General features: G+C 51.7%; 2 protein-coding genes. Both read left to right on the top strand.

The annotated features are described in order from the left end of the window. Positions 1 to 55 precede the first annotated feature (55 nt). Positions 56 to 20,164: an Ig-like domain-containing protein gene (locus tag XMG59_RS08645; RefSeq protein WP_173498558.1), complete on the top strand. Its 20,109-nt coding sequence runs from the start codon at positions 56 to 58 to the stop codon at positions 20,162 to 20,164. A 238-nt stretch (positions 20,165 to 20,402) separates the two neighbouring features. Then, positions 20,403 to 21,543: hypothetical protein (locus XMG59_RS08640; RefSeq protein WP_217363722.1), on the top strand; the 1,141-nt coding region annotated here is incomplete at its 3' end.

Genomic DNA, 21,543 nt, shown 5'->3' with positions numbered 1-21,543 from the left:
TACCGGCTTTGCTTGTGTGGCAGGGCTAGTGCGCTGTTAGCGCAAGGAGAGTACAATGGCTATCACAATTCAACAGTTTGCAGCGCGTCAGATACTGACCAATTACAATGAAAGTCTGCTCATAGAGGCCCGTTTCAATGACGTGGTCTCTATCCAGGGGGCTTCGGATTTAACCTACCTCCATCTATCCAATGGCGGCTGGGCGATCTATGACGCTGAGGCGACTGCAGCGTTAAACTCCGATGATACCTTTGTATTCCGTTACACCGTAGCCGAGACTGACGATTCAACGCCGGACTTGAGCGTTAACGGATTCTACTTGGGCGATGCAATTATCAACTCTACTGTTACCACAGTGGCGATTGAGGACCGGGATGTCTATCTGATCGGTGCAACCCCAGATGACCTAGCAAATGATGCCAACCTAACGCTGCAAGATAAAATCGCCATCGTTGGGAACACTGAAACCAATAACGACCTTGTTCTCCCGCAAGCCCGTTCGGTTGAGGTTGTCAGCGGCAACTACCTGGTGGGTGAAACCGTATCTTTCAAAGTCGTTTTTGATGAGCCTGTGCTAGTCAACAGCCGTAACGGTACACCCACGCTGACGCTGACCAGCGATGGGGAACAACTACTCGACGTTTTCGGTGTCTACTCAGCAGGGTCAGGCACACAGACTCTCACATTCTCGTTTGTTGTTACCGAGACGATGAATGTTGCTGACCTTCAGGTTGGGACGATTCTACTTAATGGCGGTACCATCCTTGATGGTGATGGTAACTCAGCTGGTAACGGACTGGGTGAAGTCCCAGTGCCAGGTCTTGCTGACGCGCTATTTGTATCACTCGGTGACCAGAATCCAGATGCTCCGGATGTAGTGACCTATGAGCCGATCACGATCGAGAGTGTCCGCTATCTAGATAACGACACCGAGCAGTTTGTGGTGGGTGATGTTCTAGATCTGACGGTTCGTACGACCGGTGTTGTCAACGTCGATACCACCGAGGGTGTGCCGACGCTCGTGCTTAAAAATGGTGGTTTTGCCACCTATCAAGGGGGAAGTGGAACAAATACGCTGACATTCCGCTACGTTGTGAAACCGAGCGACCGTGATACGTTGGATCTGACGGTTCTCGGTGTTGCGGAGAACGATGGCGCTTTTGTTGGCACCTTGGGGCAAAATGTCGATCTGCGTATCAGCAGCGCAAATAATCTATCGACCTTCAACGATGTTGAGATCAATGCGCGCTCCCCTTATATCAGCGCGATTCAATCGACCAATGGTGTTCGTTCTATCGGCGACAGTGTTGAGTTCCTGGTTAAGTTCTCTGAGCCGGTCGACTTTGAAGGCGATGGTTCACCGAACCTCAGCCTGAGTAACGGCACTACTGCAAATTATGCTGCGCAGATAGATGCCCGCACCTACAAGTTCATTTACACCCTTCAGGATGGTGACGCTGACTCATCTGACCTGGATGTGCTGAGTTTCAATGCCGATGGTGTGGACGTTGTCTCTTTGGCTGATGCAAATGATCAGGTCTCTCTAGCACTGGGTAATATTACTGCCGTTGCAACTACTTACGATATCGAGGTGGACACAACCCGCCCAGAGGGACAAATCAGCTTTGATAGCTCGCAGGTTGTCGCCGGTGAAACCGTCGGTGTAACTCTGACTTTTGCTGAGCCGGTATCGAATCCGCGCTCAGCTATCACAGTCTCTAACGGAACGCTGAATACGTTGGTAGCGGTGGACGGTACCGAACTACCGAGAACCGTCTGGAAAGGGGTATTCATCCCTAGCCTAGGTCAGGAGGCAGAGGGTGTAACGCTGACACTCGATAACGCTCTGGTCGTTGATGACTCTGGCAACGCGGGTGTAGGCTTGAGCGCTTCAAACCCTCTGAGCATCGATACTCAAGGCCCGATAGTCAGCTTCTCGCAAGAGATCCTGTTCAATAATAACCGTCTCTTTACCATCGATTTTGGTGAAGAAGTTGTCGGTTTCGATGTCAACGACCTGACAATTACCAACGGTTTGCGAGTGACCAGTGGTTTTACCGAGGTAGTCCCGAATCGGGTCTACACGCTGGAGGTAGAGCCGCTAGCTGATAACCCAACGGGTGAAGTCACTGTGGCGCTGCGCAAGGGTACAGTGACCGATCTATTAGGCAATGAAAACGCGGAGCAGTCGTTTTCCCGCGCGTGGGATGTGATCCCGCCGCAGATTGTTTCGGTGACTGCCGTTGATACTACGCCTTACACAGTGGACGAGACTATTCGTATCGCGGTGAAGTATGACGAAAAGGTAAAGGTTGATACATCGACCGGCTTCCGTCCGTTCCTCGCTCTAAACAACGGCCAAGAGGCCAGCTATATCAGCGGTAGTGAGAGCGACACACTGGTGTTTGAGTACACAGTCGTTGAGAACGATCAGGTAGATGCACTCAATGTGCTCGCTCTGGTACGCAACAATTCAGTTATTACTGATTTTGCCGGTAATGCCGCGAAAGCTCAGATAGAGCCCGGTACCAATCTGGCAGATCTGCGAACCGTTGAGATCGACAGTGTCGCGCCGGTCATCGTAACCATCACCGCGGCTGAGGATAAGCTTTATCTCGCGGGTGATGAGGTCGATTTGACGGTTCAGTTCAGCGAAAACGTTTATGTCGACTTCACCAACGGGAGTCCAATCTTAGCGCTCAGTAACGGTGCGGTCGCTGAGTATGTAAGCGGCGATGAGAGCCGTTACCTCAAGTTTAAATATGTCGTTCAACCGAACGATTTCGACACCTCAGACCTCGATGTCCACGCTCTAATTGGTAACGGCGCGCTGTTAAAAGATATCTCAGGTAATGAAGTTAACCCGGCAATTCTGAGTAACAATAGCCGCTTATCGTACCGCTCTGATGTCGTCGTTGATGCCGCAACGCCTTACTTCAACACCATCTCCGTTAACGCGGGGAACTATCAGGCAGGCGAGATTATCGATATTGCGTTGGGTTGGAACAAACCCGTTGCGATGGACGATTCGCTGGGTACTCCAGAGCTGAAACTGAGCAATGGTGAAATTGCGCAATTCAATGCAGCAGCCTCAACGCCAAACCGCTTAGTCTTCAGTTACACAGTACGAGCAACCGATGGCGAGGCTTCCCAGCTCGCAATCGATGAGTTTCGCGCTAACTTTGCCCGTTTTACCGGCGTTGTTGCGGGTGAATCAGCCGATTTGAGTCTGCCAAATGATGGCGCTCTAGCCGATGATCAGGGTGGCGTGCAGATCGATCTTTCGCGACCAGAGGTGACGCAGATCAGCCTGCTAGATACAGATGGCTCTGCGACCCTCGGTGCGGGTGAGTTGGCGACGCTGACAGTCGTCTTTGATGCAGCGGTAAAAGAGCTGCGCCCCGAATTTTTCAATCTTGAAAATGGCTCGCTTGGCGCGCTCTCTAGTGATGATGGCGGGGTAACCTGGACGGGTAGTTTCACACCACTCAAAGGTACTCAAGCTGGTGAACAGTCTATCTCTCTTGATATGACTCAGGTGTCGGACCTGGCAGGAAATTATGGTCTGGGAACGTCAGCGGAAGCTGCGTACACACTCGACAGTGCCTACCCAACGGTAGAGATCCGCTCCGACCTTCGAGGGATTGCCGGTGAGGGTGATGAAGTCCGTATCGTTATCAACTTCTCCGAAGCGGTCCAGTTACGCACAGTCGACGCGCAGACGGGAGAGATTAGTTACTCTGCGATTGCACCGAGCATCCCGGGCACCCCTGAAGATTTCAGCTGGATCAATGTTCTCAACGGCGAGATTGATCTCGACAGTCTCGAAACGCCTGATAACTCCGGGCGGCCAGAAGGCGAGTACAGCTTCGTTGTTATACCGAATGACAACAGCACTGATCCGGTAAAAGTACGTGTTGCTGATGGTGCAGTCGCTGATATGGCGTTCAACGCAAATCTTGCTTCTAACGTGCTGGTTCAGCCTGTTGATACAGTCAACGCGCGCATCGAGGGTATTGAAACTGTTGCCGGTGCTTATGCTATCGGCGATACGCTAGCCCTAGACGTTAAATTCTCTGAGGCGGTGACCCTAATGGATCGAGCCGATGAGCCGGCGAGTGATCGAGTGCCGACGCTGACACTATCCAATGGTGAGACGGCGACCTACGTCTCTGGCTCGGGTACTGACAGCTGGCGTTTTGAATACACCTTCAGTGAGGGTGATGCACAGGTCCGAGACCTGCAGGTTGTCACTTTCCTAGAGAATGACAAATTGGTTGTTGATCAGGCGGGTAACCTGACGCAAACGCAGCTCGGATCGTCTAACCGTCTACAGAACACGGTTATTGTTGACGCAGAGGGCCCGGCACTTGTTGGCTTCAGTGCAATTGAGGCGCAGTACAACAGCGCTGAGGTGGATCCTGCACAGATCGGCATGTACAACACCGGTGATGTAGTCTGGATCAAAATGCATACCACTGAGTGGGTTTCAGTCGATACAACGGCGGGCCGACCTACCTTGGCACTGTCGAATGGCGGTGTCGCCAGCTATGTATCGGGCAGTTACTCGAACACACTCCTGTTCCGATACGACGTACTGGATAATCACCAGTCTGCAGCTGAGCTAGCAGTTAACGCCGTAGTGATGAACGGCGGAGTGATTGCGGATGCCGCCGGCAATGCCCTAGATGGTAATGCCTTCGATGTGAGCCGAATTAAGAGCGGGTCTCTGACATCGGCGAACCTCGTTGTTGTTGATACGGATGCGCCGGTCGTGCAGACAATCAGCATTGTCGAGACAACTTCTAGCGCAACGGGCGCCTCTGCTGCGACTAATGTAGCGAATGACGGCTACTACCAAGCAGGCACCACGATTGCGTTTGAAGTGGCGTTTGATTCTGTCATCAACGTTGACTTGAACGCTGTTACTCAGTCGCAAATAGGTCATGAGGATTACGATGGCCCAGTACTGACCTTGAGTAATGGTCAGCTTGCTTACTACATCGAAGGAGATGGAACAGACACCCTTCGATTTGAATACACCGTCGCTGAGGGGGATATCAACAGCGATGATCTAGAGGTTCTCGGTCTGGCAGAGCAGTCAGCCGTGCTGACTGATGATGCCGGTAACCCCGCGCTTGTTGAGATGGTGAGCGATAAGCGTAACTACACCACGGCGGTGGTCGATACCCAAGCGCCGGAACTTACTGCTGCCACCGACAGCTTCACTGCCAATGATGACGGTGAGGATGTGGTTAACACGCTAGAGGCCGTTAGCTTCACCTTTGAATTCTCAGAGGTGATGGATTGGATTCTTGCGACTGACCAGAGTATTGATCCATCGGACACTGCTGCAATTGCACAGCTGGTGGCTGATAACGAAGCTGAGATTTTGGATTTCTTCTCGATCGAGTTGGCTCAGATCCCCGGCAGTTCGGTTGCACCTCGTGCCTACGAAGATTCTGATGGCAACCTGCATGCGATGCCTCAGCCAACTGAATCGGATCCCGGCTGGAATACAGGGTTAGTAGCAGAGAACTTCCGCTTTGAGCTCAATGAACAGGGTGAAATGGATCTGACGCGCTTCAGTGTAGACGTTCAGATTCCCGATCTGACCTATGCCGATCTGAAGGTAAGCATCGCTAGTGATGCCTTAGGCGATTTTGCTCAGAACCTCTCTGAGTCAGATCTCAGTCACACGCAGCGTGTCGATACTCAGTCATTCGAGCTTAATCCATCGATCGTGCTCGGTCTCGTCGTCAACTCCGCGGCTCAGATTGATCTGCTAGACAAAGCGGGTAATTCGCTTCTTGAAGATGGGGTTGTAATTAATATCGACCCGGCAACGGGTAAAGCAAGCATCGTAGTCTCGCCAAGCGAAACCTACCCTGCGGGCTATCGTGGACCTGTGATTCTTGAAGTTCTCGACGAGGATTCTGATCCTGATTACATCGACGAGTACACCGGTGAAGCGAAAGACCTGGATACCGTTATTCGTGCAATGTTCAATGTTACTGGGCCGGGTGCGGTCGACGTGACCGTATCACCTCTGACTGAGTTGGCCGTTGCAAAATTCTTTGCGATCAATGGGCCTGACGCTCAGCTCGACGTTGCAACTGTTGATCAGTACAACGCAGGTATTGGTTCAATTTTTGGCTTAAATGACATCACTGCGACTACACCAGCGGTAACAAACGCTGCGGCAGTTGAGGCGGATACAGGCCTAGACTTGCTACAACCAGGAGAAGAAGGTGTCTCCGAAGCATCTGTTAAATACGGTCAAGTGCTTGCCATGCTATCAGCGCGAGACAGCCTCAGCGGTTCTGTTGCTGCAACATTGTCAGAGCTTGCAGAGCAGATTGAGCCTGTCACTAACATCGACGGTACAGCCGGTTTTGCGATTCAACAGGCCGGTGCCGATCTTTTGGTCGAAGCCCTCGAGGCTTCATCAAGCATCGAGTCACTCGATTCCGTTGGCGTAAACCGCGATCTCATGGATCTGGCCTATATGGATGCCGCTGCAGCCTCGGGCTTTGGTCTGAACTTAGCGGAAGCCGAGACAGCAACGCTGCCGATTAAAGGTGCTCAACTTGGCGACACTATTTTTGTGCGCTGGGGTAATATCGTTGGCGGTGATCATGATGGTCAGCCCAATATCTTTGAGGTGGTAATCGATGCCTCTCATATCGCTGAAGATGGCTCGATCTCGGTGCCTGTGCCGATGGAGATCATTGAGCTACAAGGCGATGCCAATAGTATCCCTGTAAGCTTCGCAATAGCCGCAAGCGAAACACAGGTATGGCAAGAGGCGGACTTCAGTGCCCCAATTCTAGTAGCAGTCGACATCGTGCCGCCAGTTGCTGAGGTTACTGCGCCTTCAAGCGACGCCCCCCTGCTTGTAAAAGGCTCGATTGAGGGTATTCGCCCAGGCGACAACCTCAATGTGCTGTTGAACAACTCCTTAGACGATAGCTTCAAATACTCGCTGGACACAAGCTTCCTGCAGATCGTGGATGGCGCGGTCGTGATAAACGATTCACTGCTACCCGCTGGGCTTACTGTCAATAGCGCCACCTACAACACTGTAGATGGAACCGTTGAGTTCGAATGGTCGTTAGATTTGACCGAAGCGATCTCCGTCGCTGCTGCCGAAAGCGAAGATCCCCAGCCTACCTTTGTGGTTGATGACCCTCGCGCAGTATTCGAAGTACAAGCGAGCACTGCTGACTTGGTGGGTAACCCCGCAGAGAGCTCTTCACGCAACGACTTTATTATTGGTAGCGTCGATAATATTCTGCCTGCAACTGCCGCTACTGAGCGCGCTGTAATGAATGAGCTTCTTGACAGGCTCTCAGGTCGCTATGGCGATACCGCCGTGGATACCCGCGATAAAATTATCACGCTAGCTGAAGCGGTTAAGAATCTGTCTGCGCTACAAGCGGGTACGGCAGATGCCATGGTTCAGGCGCAGCAAAGCCTGACAGTGAGCACCGATGGCACGCTAGAGCCCGCTGTGTTTGCGATCAATATTGGTGGCGATGCACTGTCGTTGGATCTCTCTGGTGTGGTAAACCCGAGCGTCAGTGACCTGGTCGCGGCAATTCAGGCGCAGCCTGGTTATTCTGCTAAGAACTACACCGTGGTTGCCGACGGCAACAACGTACAAGTGCTCTACAAGTCTTTTGGACCTCAGCCCGACTCAACCTTCCAGTCGACCCTGACTGAAACTGTTGCAGCCAGCGAAATCACTTCGACTGTCGTTCAGAGCGGCGATATTGCTAGCTTTGCTGTACAGGCAATCGCACCTGCAGGTACTGTTGTTGAAAGTGGATTTGAGCTTTCCCCAGGACAAGTCCGTCTAGAGTTTAGTGATGTTGTACTTACGGTAGATGTGTCCGAAGGCGACCTCATCACTGATCTGCTTGCGCAATTGCAGGCAGCGGACGCCTACGCCGATCTGCCATTTGCCCTCACTTTGGCTGAATCAGGCGATAGTCTGGTTGCAACTTGGGAGCGAGTCGGTGAGGTGACAGACACACTCAGTCTGAACCGCGATTATGTACAGGTAACAACCTCTGATTTGGCAACTTTTACGAGTTCGCCAGAGGGAGCCTCAGGTATTACCACAGCGCAGCTTGAAGCGCTGGATATTCAAAACGTTGATGACACCCAAATGGGTGCGATCAACCGCGTACTCGCTGATCAGTTGGCTGACACGCTTGGTCAGGCAACCATTGTATTCACAAGAACTGCGTTGGTGGCTGGGGAGTCGTCTGTCGTGACGATCAGCTTCCCAGAGCGGGTGGGGCAGTTGCCAGACGACGTACTGGAACTGGTAGGCGGTAACTTCACTGCTGCCGAGGGTGCGCCAATCTGGAGCAGCACCGACGGTATTAACTGGACAGCGACGTTCACGGCAAGCAGTACCATCGTCAACACCTCGCTAAGATACGAGAAGGTTCTTGATAGCGAAGGCGCTGAAGTTCTCGATGCTTCGGGTAATCCGACGCTACAAGTCATCGCAGACACTAATAACGCCAGCGGTTATGCCGAACTAGGCGCAATAGATCTGATGACGGTTGCCGTCGTCGAAGCGCTGGTGAACAAAGTCACCACCGCATCTGCGTTGATCCACGCATACTCGTCGGCTGCTGACGCGGCAGAACCTGGTCTCGAGGCATTTGCGGATATCGGTTTGGCTGAAGTGCGTGCCGATAATCTCAGCGCAGTACTGGATTCCTTGGCGCGCGTGCGCGATGGATTTGAAGTTGAGGGTGATCTCTACGCTCAAATCGATAGCCTGGCCAGCAGCTACAACAAAGTATTTAACACGGTTTACGCAACCGGCGCTCAACCAAGCGCTGCGGAACTTGAACAGGCGTTTGAGATAATTGGAGTCACCAACCTAAGTGCGACTCGTTCAGAAGATCAGGTAGCGCTGTTGCAAGGGGTTATTGCGTCTGTAGGAAACGGACAATCTGCGGCAGATCAGGCGAATCTGATAAACACAGTCGCTAAGATCGAAAGCTACGTTGCCACGGTAGAGAAGGTTCTATCACTCGCAGATTCAAACGATGTGCAAAGCGTCGCGATATCCGATGCGGAGCTAACACAACTCGGGTTTGCTGATCTGCTGGCCGACAGCGCTGGCAACAGTCGAAGTGCTGTTCTGCTGAAGGTGCTGGCTGATCAAACCAGCAGTGCTGCAGTGGTTCAATACGCGAACCTTGAAACACTGCTGGAGACAGCGGTTGATGCCTTTGATGCAGTGGTTGCGCTAACAACTACAGCCCAAGCTCAATCGGATACAAGCGCAGCGTTAGCCGCTATTGATGCTGCGACATTCAGTGAAATGGGCGTAGATGGCGTCACAGATGACGCTATCACGGGCCTAACCGCGGACGATATGGCTCTGGCCGTTAAAGACGCGCTGGCCAATACTGGTAACACGGTGACCGGCCTCGCTGCTGTTCAGACACTTGTCGACAGCTACACCGCTATTCTAGCGACAGCACAGTCCGGTACACCAAGTTTTGATGAGGCTGATCTCGTCAACATTGGTGTTGAATTGACAGCGACAGCCGGTGCCCAACCCGCTCAGGTCGCTATCTTGCAAGATTTCTTAGCTACACTTTCGCTCAGCGATGTTGCGCGTCTTGTTGACCTGCAGGTAGAGGTTGACCTTGTCGACCGCGTTCTGACACGTGCTGCCGGTGACACTGACATTCAGGTGACCGACGCTGAGTACCTAGATTTGGGTATTCAGGGAGCTACCGCAGATAACCTACCGGCGCTACAGAAGGTGCTCAGCGACCTTGGGTCGGTGGACTCCGTTTCAACCCTGGCGGAACTGCAGAGCAAACTGAATACCACTGTTCAAGCTTTCGCCGACATCACGGCTGTTGCCGGGCAGAGCAGTGCGGATACCTCTCTGCTTACTGCAACAACCTTTGCCAACATGGGGATCGACGCTCTAGACGACACGCGTCTGGCAGTGACTTTGTCAGCATTGAAGAACACCAGCAGTGCAACAACCCTTGCTAACGTCCAAGCCGCTGTTGATGCGATTAATAGCCTGTTGGATATCGCAGACAGCGATACAGGAGCCGTTTCAGCGCAAATGCTGACTGCCATTGGTTTGACACCGGTTGCTGATCTAACAGCGCAAACTGTGCAGCTCACCCTAGTGAGTGATCTTCTCGCGGCTGCGGATGAGTCTGACTTTGCAAGCGTTGCTGATATTAACGAACTGTTGTCGCTTACCACGGCACTGTTTGCAAATGTGGCAGGCACAGCTGATATCGCTCAGAGCGATTTGGAAGATCTAGGTGTCACCAACATCACTGCCGATAACCTCTCCACATTGCAGGCAGTACTTGAACAGCAGACAGACCTGAGTGCTGTATCTGATCTGGCGTCGCTCCAGAGTTTGATGGCGATAGCCATCACCACTCATGGGCAGCTGATTGCTGCAGCAGGCGATGCAGAGGCTGATACTAGTGCTATGGGGGCCCAGACATTTGTAGATGTGGGTCTAGATGTCACTGCAGGCCGCGAGGATGCGGTACTCTCAGCCCTGAAATCAACCAATGAGACGCTGACCACGGGCGAGTCAATCCAGGCTGTTTTCGATAGCATGGAGACCATTCTGGATGTTGCAGCAATCGATAGTGGCGCAATCGCTGCAACAGATCTGACCAGAGTTGGTGTGACCCTACGTGCAGATAATGCGCAGGCCGATCTGCAAGCCGACCTCGTCAGCGAGATCGTTGCGGGTCTGGATGAGAATGATGTGTCCACAGTGGCACAGATCGCTGCACTCACTGCAGTAACAGATCGCCTAATAGGCAAGATCAATGACGAAGCCGATGTCTTGTTGTCAGAGACCGATACAGCGGTGCTTGGCTTGAGCATCGATGCATCTAACTTGAGGCTGTTCAACGAAGCCCTCGGCGCTGAAACGGATCTAAGCAATGTTGAAGATCTGTCTGAGATCGCGGCAATTGCGTCATCCGTGATGACGGCTCAGACAACCGCGCTGACGAAAATCGCTGCCTATATTGCCGACAGCAACAACACTCCGCCTGATGTCGATGATCTGCGTGAAGCTGGCCTTGAACTGAGTGATGGCTCGCGTATCACGGATCAGCTAATTCCTGCTCTGTTGCAGCAACTAAATGCTGCGTCAGGAACTTACACCAGTTTCACCGATATCCAAGGTCTGATCACCACAGGCTCGTATCATCTATTAGCCCTAGCTGCAATCGCTGAGTACGCGCAAGCCGATGGTGTCGATGTCGCTGCACCGTCGCTGGCGCAATACCAAGATGCAGGTATAACCGCCTTTGGCTCACCTGCGGTAACGCTGGAGGAGCGTCATGTCGCTGTAGCGAACGCAATTCTGGCGCACAGCTCAATTGGTACGGACAGCGGTGAAGATCTAGCAACGCTCACTGAGTCAGCCGTTCAAAGCCTCGTAGACCTTGTGGCTGAGCCACTGCCGACGGTCGCTAGCATCGACGCTATTAGCATGGATACGTTTGATGCTGATAATGCGGGTGGTTCTGCTACTGACTTCATCACGTCGCATACCGGCGCTCAAACGATCTCTGCAACGCTGAGCGCTGAACTGAAAGCTTGGCAGTTGGCCGAGTACCGTATTGATGATGGTGCCTGGACTCAGATTGCCGATGACTTTATTACCGGCACCGCTATCGCATTCGGTTCAACTGCGTTTAGCGCAGATGCGACCTACACACTCGAAATCCGTGTGAAGGATCTTTCTGGTGAGGCCAGCGCAACAGCCTCACAGGATATCGTAGTCGACACCACAGATCCGTCTGCTCCCGCAGTAGTCATTCCAGTGGCGATAAGCGATGATGCAGCAAGTGTCGTAGAAGCCACAGCTCCTGAAGGTGTCATTACCGTTCAAGGCGGGCAGGGTGAAACGCTCGAAGTAACCCTAACAAGTGATGCATCTAGCAGCACTTCGGTTACGAAGACACTGTCAGCCAATGATGGCAGCGCGCAGAAGTTGGTATTGACGGCTGGGGATGTAAACAACCTTGGCACAGGCACGATAACAGTATCGGTGATCTCCACCGACCTGGCCGGCAACCAAACCACCAGCTCTGATATTGCAAGCTTTAGCTTGGATGCCGATCGTCCTAACCAGCCGACCCTTTCAAGTGACGGCAATGTGCTCACGATCGTTGGCGAACACTCCGCAGCCGTGGTGTTGATGGATGGTTCAACCGACATTACCGATAGTTTTGACATCATTGAAAGCCCTGCAGGTACCTACACCGCGACGGCGATTACCGATGCATTCGATGGTACCGAAACCCTTTCTATTACTGCCGCACTTAAGGATGCGGCGGGTAACCTGGGTTACGCATCCACCGAGCTGGCGGGTACAGGAATTCTGGATACCACGGCACCTGATGCCCCAGTTCTGACCGCAGTAGTGAATTTAGGTGACGCCTCATATGATGACGGCTTTACGGTAACTGAGAATGCCGATGTTGTTGTGAAGGTTGACGGAACAGCACTGACCGATACCGAGCTTGCTGCGTACTTTACGAAGTCGACAGCCAATAACATGGACACCTACACCGCGGTAAATGCGAAGTTTGCGGGTACTGAGACTATCTCCGTGACAGCCGGATTCACGGATAGCTTCAACAATACTACTGATGTGACGGTGGCATTGCAGGAGGTGAAACCAGTAACACCGACTCAGGCAATTACCTTCGATAGTCTTGGTTACACGGTCACTGAAAATGTATCTGGAGAGATTGGACCATCCGACACTCGCGTTAGCACGAGTTCCGATACGATCTATTTTGACTACGAAGATTTTGGCTCTGGCACGTATACGGTAAGTGACTCAAACGGAGTAATTGCAACATTCGATACGACTTGGAACGGTGATGCGAGTTACATCGATATTTACAATCAGCTGAATGCAAAGATCTACGCAGCCGGCTATCAAGCTAGCAATTCGAGCTCGGGTTCGATTAGAAACCTGTATGTCCGAGACCGAGACGGCGCTGACATGTCCACCACAGGTTTCAAAATTGAACTAGGTGGTGTAATTAGCACCGATTTCTCCGAGAGTGATTTCATTGTAAACCAGACTTCTGGTTTGACCGTGAAGGCGACTCTGAGCGCCGAACTAGCTGCCGGTCACAAGCTTATGTACTTCAATGGTGCAGGTGAGTGGGTCGACATTAGCTCTAGCGTATCAGGTACGTCTGTCTCGTACCTTGATCCAACGCTGACCCAGTCTGCGGCGATCACACTGAAGATTCGTAATGCCCTGGGTGAAGAGACGGTACCAACCGGGAAACCTGTTGTGATTGATACAGTCGTTCCAGATGCGCCAAGTCTTGCGGTTAATGGGGCTGTTTCCGGTGCATTGACCGAAACTGAGATCACGTCGTTGAATGCAACTGAGGGTCTCTACAACGTCTCTGCGGAAGAGGGCACAGAGATCACTTTAACCTTCACTAATGGTTCCAACGAAGTTGAGAAAACGCTGACAGCAACTGGCGGAGGTCAATTTGTACAGTTGTCCTCTGCAGATTTGACGCAGCTAACCGACGGTAGGATCACCGTATCTGTAGTAGCGACAGATGATGCAGGCAACGTAAGTACTGCAGCAACTTCCAGCTTTGTGTTGGATACCACACCTCCTGCTACCACCGATGCGGCGCTGACAAGCGATTCAGGTACTGCGAATGACAGCCTTACAAATAGTGCGGCTATCACTGCGCCTACCAATGCTGAGACGCAGGCGGTAGTTGAATACCGTGTGCTTGATGCTGACAACTCCGATGCTGTCGTGACGGATTGGTCGACTAGCTACATAGCGCCGACAACTGATGGTAACTACAAAGTAGAAGTACGTCAGACCGACGAAGCGGGCAACATTTCTACAGTTCAGACAATCACGTTTGAATATGATTCAACGATCCCAATGCCTGATGCGCTTATCACCACCGACAGCGGTAGCAGCGCGACAGATGGCATAACCGATACGGCGGGCATTACAGCACCCACAAATACAGGTTCGGATACACTGCAGTACCGCATTTTGAATGCAGCTGATGACAGTGTTGTCTCTGACTGGGCTGGTACCTACACTGCGCCAACCACAAATGGCAGCTATAAGGTTGAGGTGAAGCACACTGACGCTGCGGGTAATACCGCGACGCAAATGATTAATCTGACGCTAGATACTGCAGTTGACCTGTCGGTGAGCGTAGCTCCAGGAACCTACGGCGTGGGTGACTCGGTGGCAATTACTCTTACATCCGCGAGCGGCGAAACTGGAATTACGTTCTCAGCAGCCAAGTTCAATGGTGTAACGCTAGAAGGTGTTACGGACAACGGTAATGGTACCTATTCAGCTACCTACATCGTCTCGGCAGGCGATACCGAAGTGGCAGCTGGTGGCGATGTTACGGTGGACTTCCAATTCACTGATGTGGCTGGGAACTCAGATAGCCTAACTAGTGTGACGCTATCCAATAACGTTGCAATTACGCCGGCTGCGCTCGCGCTGGAGGCCTTTGAAGAGTTTGTTACACCTCCCGTACCGTCGACATTTGATATGGGTAGTTTGGGCAATCTTATCTTGCCAGTGACCGTTGATGGTGGGCGAGTCTATTACTTGCTCGACCGAAACGGGGATAACGCTGTTGGAAGATCTAATGATGGTTTGACCTTGGCTGAAGCACAGAACATTTTCAAAGAAGACGTCAATGGAAATGTTAACCCTTACCCAAGCTCAGGTCCGAATGTGACCTACCGCTATGCGACGATTAATGGTGCTCGTTTTGCGCTAGCAATTAGGGGAGGTACTGGTACCGATATTTCAGTTGATACGACTGACTTGAACACGTCGGTTTCTGGAAATGAGGATAATCCAGCTTTTGACGGCGGTCTGTACGCAATTGTCGACGCTTTCAACGGTTTGCCAAACGCATGGACTAGTGCTGGCTTAACCGATTATGTAGTGTCGGAACGATACTCAGGAGAGCAGTATTATCAATCATCTCCGTCCGTACCAAATGCTGGCAAGGACATTATCGATAGCGCCGGTGTTTGGGGAGTACAATCCCTCAACATTATTATTGAGGCGTTAAATCCTACGGCTATGTCGACGGTTCAGTTACCCGCGTTCACTGGATATCTCGCTCTTGGCATAGACACCTACAACGACGGATCTTCTGATCTGCCTTTGACGCAAGAGCTTGTTTCTCTTGCGAATGAGATTGTCAGTGGGATAACCGGAACGCTTAGTGCATCGGCTATTCAGGCAGCGCTCGATGCGGCACACGCCAAATTGACAGCGATGCAGGTAGTTTTGGATTACATCGACGATCAGGGCAGTGCTGCACCGGATGCCGATGATTACAACGCCATAGGCTTGGGCCGTACTGTCGCTGTCGCTGAAGTTGCTGCGCTAAACGCCGCGGCAGTGTCAGCCGGCGTTAATGCCGCAGATACGCCGGCGGAATTAGCCGCTCTTCTGCCAGTTCCATCGGTTACGATCGATGCGATTTCGGATGACACCTCAGCATATCCGCCTATGGCAGATTTAGCTGTTGCAGTTAGTACTGACCCCAATCGACAGCAAGGGGACGTATTAATTGATATTAGCTCGGTACAGGTTGGTGACTACTTAACATTGGAGTTAAATGGAGCCACTTACACCTCTGATTTTGCGGTACCGGCTCCGGGTGATTCGATCTATACTCTGCAATATCAGATTTTGCAGACCTTCAGAGGAGGAAATCCCGAGCCCGCAGCGTTAACTACGTGGAAAGCTGCAGTAGGGATAGATGAATTCTACAGTTCCGGTAGTGAGATATTGGTTCGCCCAACTGCGACAGATATTGACGTTTCTGCTCTTAATGTCAAAGCCGGAATACCGTCCACTCCAGACTTCATCACCAGCGACGACGACGGTCTAACCATCACCGCGACACTTGATGCCGCGCTGGCAACGGGCCAGCGTCTTGAGTTCTCAACTAACGGTACAGACTGGACTGATATCAGCGATTCAGTAACAGGTACTGCAGTTAGCTACGATGCCTCAAGTTTAACGTCTACAGCGACAGTACAGATGCGGGTTGTGAATTCAGCCGGAACGGCGGGAACTGTGGATTCGCAGTTAATTACCATCGACACGGCTGTAGCTACACCAAACGCAACTTTGGCTGTTGACAGTACCAACGGTGTCTCCGGCAATGATTCAGATGCAGTAACTAACTCTGGCGCTATTACTGCACCAGCAAATGCAGAATCAGGCGCTATTGTTGAATATCGAGTGCAGAAGGATGCGGGGGCGTTCAGTTCGTGGAGTGAAACCTACACCGCTCCGGCAACCGACGGTTCGGCCGATGGAGCTTATGTTGTTGAGGTTCGACAGACTGATGTTGCCGGGAATGTCTCTGCCAGTCAGAGCCTTACTTTCACGCTGGATACCACAGCACCCACGACGGCTGTCACTGCGATAACTATCAGTGATGACTCGGGGGTACAAGGCGATTTCATCACCAATGATGTAGATGGCCTCACAATCAGTGCGACACTCTCGGCAGCCTTGGCTACTGGTGAAATTCTAGAGTACTGGAATGGTGCTGCATGGAGCCAGGTCGCCGCAACTGCTATCAGTTCTACTGCTGTGAGCTTTAGCGATGCGAATCTCAACAGTGATACCACTGTGAAGTTCCGGGTGTCTGACGCGGCGGGTAACACCGGAGATCAGGTTTCTCTTTTTCTGGATCGAAATTACACGATCGACACCAGTCTCCCTTATTTTTCCGAGATGCTGGTCAGCTATGTCATTGATGAAAATGACCAAGCAGACGTCACAGTAGTCGCTAAGTTGGATGCCAGTGCAACTATCGACTGGACTACGCTAGTTGCTCAAACAGACGCCAGCTATCTGCAGTTATCCAATCTAGTTGGTGAGCCGAATCAAGCAGCCCTGGTAGTTCCAGCCGACACAACCGGTGTCACCTCAGAACTAACATTCGTGGTGCAGGGTGTCACTGTTGACGATACAACGCTGAACATTGCCCCGGACGCGGTTTTCCTCGACACACTGGTAGTCAGTGATCTTGCGGGTAATGAGATTCCCCAGTATTCACCGGTTGATGAGATGACCACGGTCACCTACAACGTAGGTGCCTCAATTCTGGGTGTGGATACAACTGAAGGGGTGCTGCGTCCTGATGCAGAGTTCTCTATTCTCAGCTTTGCGTCGCCGGCTGGCGCAAAAATTGAATTTACCTTGGATGGATATGATTCTCTCGTTGCATCAATCGATACGAGCGTTACCAGTGCGGGGTATCTGGGCAGTTCAACTTTCGATCTGACCGCCTTAACCGCACTCCAATCCGCGCAGCTAGATAACACCAATATCAACTACAGCATAAGAATGCTGGACTCAGCCGGTGACCTAATTATTGGTGTGCCGACGAAAAGCGGTGTGTTTACTTTTGACTCGACGCCGCCTACGGCTCCTATCTTTGTTGATTCCAATGGCGATGAGATCACTGGTGGTCTGATTGAATTACTGGAGAATCAGCCTTATCAGTCCACTCTGTTCTTCATCGCTCAGTCGGACGATACCTCATCAATCACATACGAACTGAGCGCCGAAGATCAGCAATATTTCCAAATTAACCCTGATACCGGCGGTGTCAGTATCCGCCAAGACGCAGTCAGCGGCTTATGGCAATTTGACTTCGAATCCTTGGTTCAAGATCGGTTGGTTGATCAGGATACGAAAGAGATAACCCTGACGGTAAATGCCGTCGATGCGGCAGGTAATATCGGCGGAACAGCCAGCATTGCAGCTCATATCGGTAACCTGGATGAGAGCGCACCTCAATTCCAAGATGATGGTACTGCTGAGGATGACTACGATGCTGTGCGTGTGGTTGAGGAGTATGTGGAAGCGGGCGCGCTGGTCTACAGTCCGGGCACAGTTACTGACATCTATGATGACGATAGTCAGCGTGATGTGTCGGATCAAGTTGTATTCTCGCTAGCACGTACCGGTGACTTCCAACTCCTGACCGTCGACCCAGATACCGGTGACGTCAGTATCAATGCATCACCAGATTACGATCTAAAGAGCGTCTATACCTTCACGCTTATCGCCACTGGAGCAGACGGTAAAACGGCTACTCAAAATGTGCGCTTGGATGTCAATGAGAGCGGTACCGCAGCTAACTTCGTTGCCCTGAAAGAGCGAAATATCGCCACTGGTGAGTGGCAGAGTATCGAACTCTCCGAAATGCGCTTGAGTCTTGCGACAGTTGAAGAGAATACAGATCTTTCGGCTTATGCTTGGGAGTTGCGCGTTGATGATCCCGCTGCAGTTTTGACTCTGTTAGACGGATCCGTTGACTTCTTTACCATCACGCAGAATGCAGATTCGCCGGAGTACTGGGATCTTGTATTCAAAGATGACGTGACTTTCGATTATGAAACGCTGTCTACGCTCAACTTCCGAATTCGTGCAACCGATGAGCAGGGCGTTCCCAAGGACCTTCCGTTAACGGTCGCTGTACTGGATGACGGCACCAATCCAGTGTTTGATTCAGCGCTAGAAAATATTGAGACCCCAGAAGTTCTGGCCGGGACAACCTTCCAGCCAAGTATCGCAACGCTGGCATCTGGCGTTAACGGAACTATTGAGTATTCGATCGTTGAGAATTCAGAGCTCGATGTGAATGACGAGCCAATTATCACCGTGCCTTTCTCAGTTGATTCAAGTTCGGGTGCAATTACCGCGCTGGAGAACTTAGATTACGAGAGCAATGCGAGCAATGGTTTCAGCTTTACTCTTCGCGCAAGCAATGGTGATGAATTTTCAGACAAAACATTGACTGTCGCTGTGTCCGATGTTGCTCCAAATGCTGCGCAAGTGATCAGTGCCGAATGGAATGTTTCGCCCTTGCAGGGTGCTACATTGCCATTACAAGTCACCTTCGATAAGCCGGTGACCCCGTCTGATGTACAAGGGGTCAAGGCTGTACTACACCTGACTGGGGCTGATTCATTGGGTAATCCAGTGGTGAAAGAACTCAACGCCGCACTGCAATCGGTCGACCCAAATGATGCCAGCAGTTTGTTGTTCCAGGTGACACAGCCCATGGATACTGACTTTGTTGGAACAGTCTCGGTTCACGCCATCGTCCTCGATGACGGCGTTACATTGACTGGCGCCGGCGGTAACGCCGATCTCATTTTTTCAGCGATTGATGTTGCAGGAGAGTGGTCATTTAACAATATTCAACCCACTGTCGAGACAGTGGAGCTAGAAACAACAAGCTTTACGCTGAGCTACAGCGAACAACTGATCATTCCCGCCAACACAGAAATTAATGTCACGAAGGTAGGCACAGATGAGATTGTCGCCACGTTTACTTCGGGCACGGATGCGACACAAAGCGATACTCTAGTCTTTGATCTAGCGACCTCCAATGGAGTGTCGCTTGATGATCTGAAAGGTGGCTCGTTAGTGTTTGATTTGGTGTTGGGCCAACTTACGGGCGTGGACAGCAATAACACCGCAAAATCTTACTACGATTACGATCAAACGACGTTTGTCGATATCGATGGTTCTGTACACGATTACAACAGTGACACGAGCACCTGGATTGTGGCCGGCGAATTCGTCACCGACTCCCTAATTGTCAAAGCCTATACCCTAGAGGGCGAACTCCTCGGCGAGACCGACTTCAATCCACTCAACGGTGCAATCGACTATACTGACGCATCTCCTACGGACACGGCAGATGCAGTATTCAAGGAAATAATAACCGGTACGAATACTGTATATAACGGAACTAACGCCGCCGTTGATGACAGTGGTGTTAACGCGGACGCTACCCCTGATATCGTCATTAAGCTTGTCGATATAGCCGAAGGCGATTCGCTTGAGTTAGTCGTCGACGGTGTGGTTGTGTCGACCCACGCAGTAACCGGAAGCGACATTACCAGTGGTGAAGTCACGTTTGCCGGTGTCGATGTGGCTGGCAACGATGCATCGTCAGATCGATCTGTCTCGCTTGGGCTTAAGGTGACGCACATCACAGAAACCCAACAGGTTGATACCTGGGAGTTCAACTGGTAATTCAGTTATCCGTGAATCCAACAGCCGCCCCTCGGGGCGGTTTTTTATGCCCTAAAGTAGTTCCCCGCATATCTACCCCATGTCATACATAGTCGAGTGTGACAAAAAATACCTGACATGTTTGACATCAGTGACAAATTGTCAGTATAATGACAAACCTGGTTGGATTGGTGTCACTAGTTGTCACTATTAGCCAGAGGCGAATGAAGTTAAACGAAGAGCAAATCTAGGGGTAGAGATGACTTTTCTTTCAGGTTTCAGCGTGCCATCAGCGCGCTACAATTCCGGATCCGTTGTGCCTATCAGCGCAACGTTCAGTGACAGTGTCACAGTGTCAAACGGCGCTGTGCCTTTTCTTTCGTTGTCTAACGGCGCGATTGCGACATACGCCGGTCAAACCGACGACGCCACACTGACATTCAACTACTTTGTATCGGATACTGACAACGCTACCCCGTCTCTGTCAGTCACCGGTTTTGCTTTAAATGGCGCATCAGTTCTCGCCGCTGATGGTTCTGTCGCTGCGACCACTGTCACTTCAGGTGTTAATAGCCAGATCGTTTCTACTGCCAATGCTGGCGCTGCTGTCACTATTGAAACCTCACTGCAAGATATTGCTGACGACCTCGTGTCACCGCGCGTAGCCTCTGTAGATGTTGTCAGCGGTAACTACCTGCCTGGCGATAAAGTCACCCTGACTGTTGTGTTTGATGAAGCGGTCGGTGTGACACCGGGCGCGAAGCTGCCAACCCTGACGCTTATGAGCAACGGCGAAGTACTGGACGATGTCATCGCCTCCTACGAGTCAGGTTCAGGCACGAAGAAGCTCAACTTTACCTTTACGGTCACTGACACCATGGATGTCGCTGACCTGCAGCTCGGTGAGCTGCTCTCAAACGGCTCTTTCCTCGCCGATGCTTCTGGCAATGCGGCGATTTTGTCACTGCCTGAACTGCCCAGCGCAACCTCTGTGTCACTGGGCGATCAGACCGTCTACGTTGACGAGGTGGTTAACCTCGCCGATGTGAAGATCGAGTCGATCCGTTACCTCGATAATGACACCGAAGCCTTTAAAGTGGGCGAAGTGCTCAGCTTTAGCGTGCGCATGACCGGTGTGGTTAATGTGGATACCTCTGAAGGTGTATCCACACTGGTACTGAGTAACGGTGGGTTTGCCCGTTACACCGGTGGTTCTGACACCAATACACTGACATTTAGCTACATTGTCGGTGCCAGCGATCGCAACACTGATGATCTGCGTGTTCTCGGTCTGGCCGAGAACGATGCCGTTTTTAACGGCAGCCTGGGCCAGGACGTAGATGTGCGTATCACCTCTGCGAACAACCTGAGCACCTTCAACGATGTGGCGATTAACGCCC

This window comes from Marinobacterium sp. xm-g-59, from assembly GCF_013283315.1.
Classification (GTDB): domain Bacteria; phylum Pseudomonadota; class Gammaproteobacteria; order Pseudomonadales; family Balneatricaceae; genus Marinobacterium_E.
The sequence above is the reverse complement of the archived record's forward strand: the minus strand, read 5'-3'. Positions and strand labels throughout refer to the sequence as shown.

Coding starts and splice junctions, on each gene's coding strand:
- XMG59_RS08645 (WP_173498558.1), top strand. CDS start 56: ATGGCTATCACAATTCAACAGTTTGCAGCGCGTCAGATACTGACCAAT.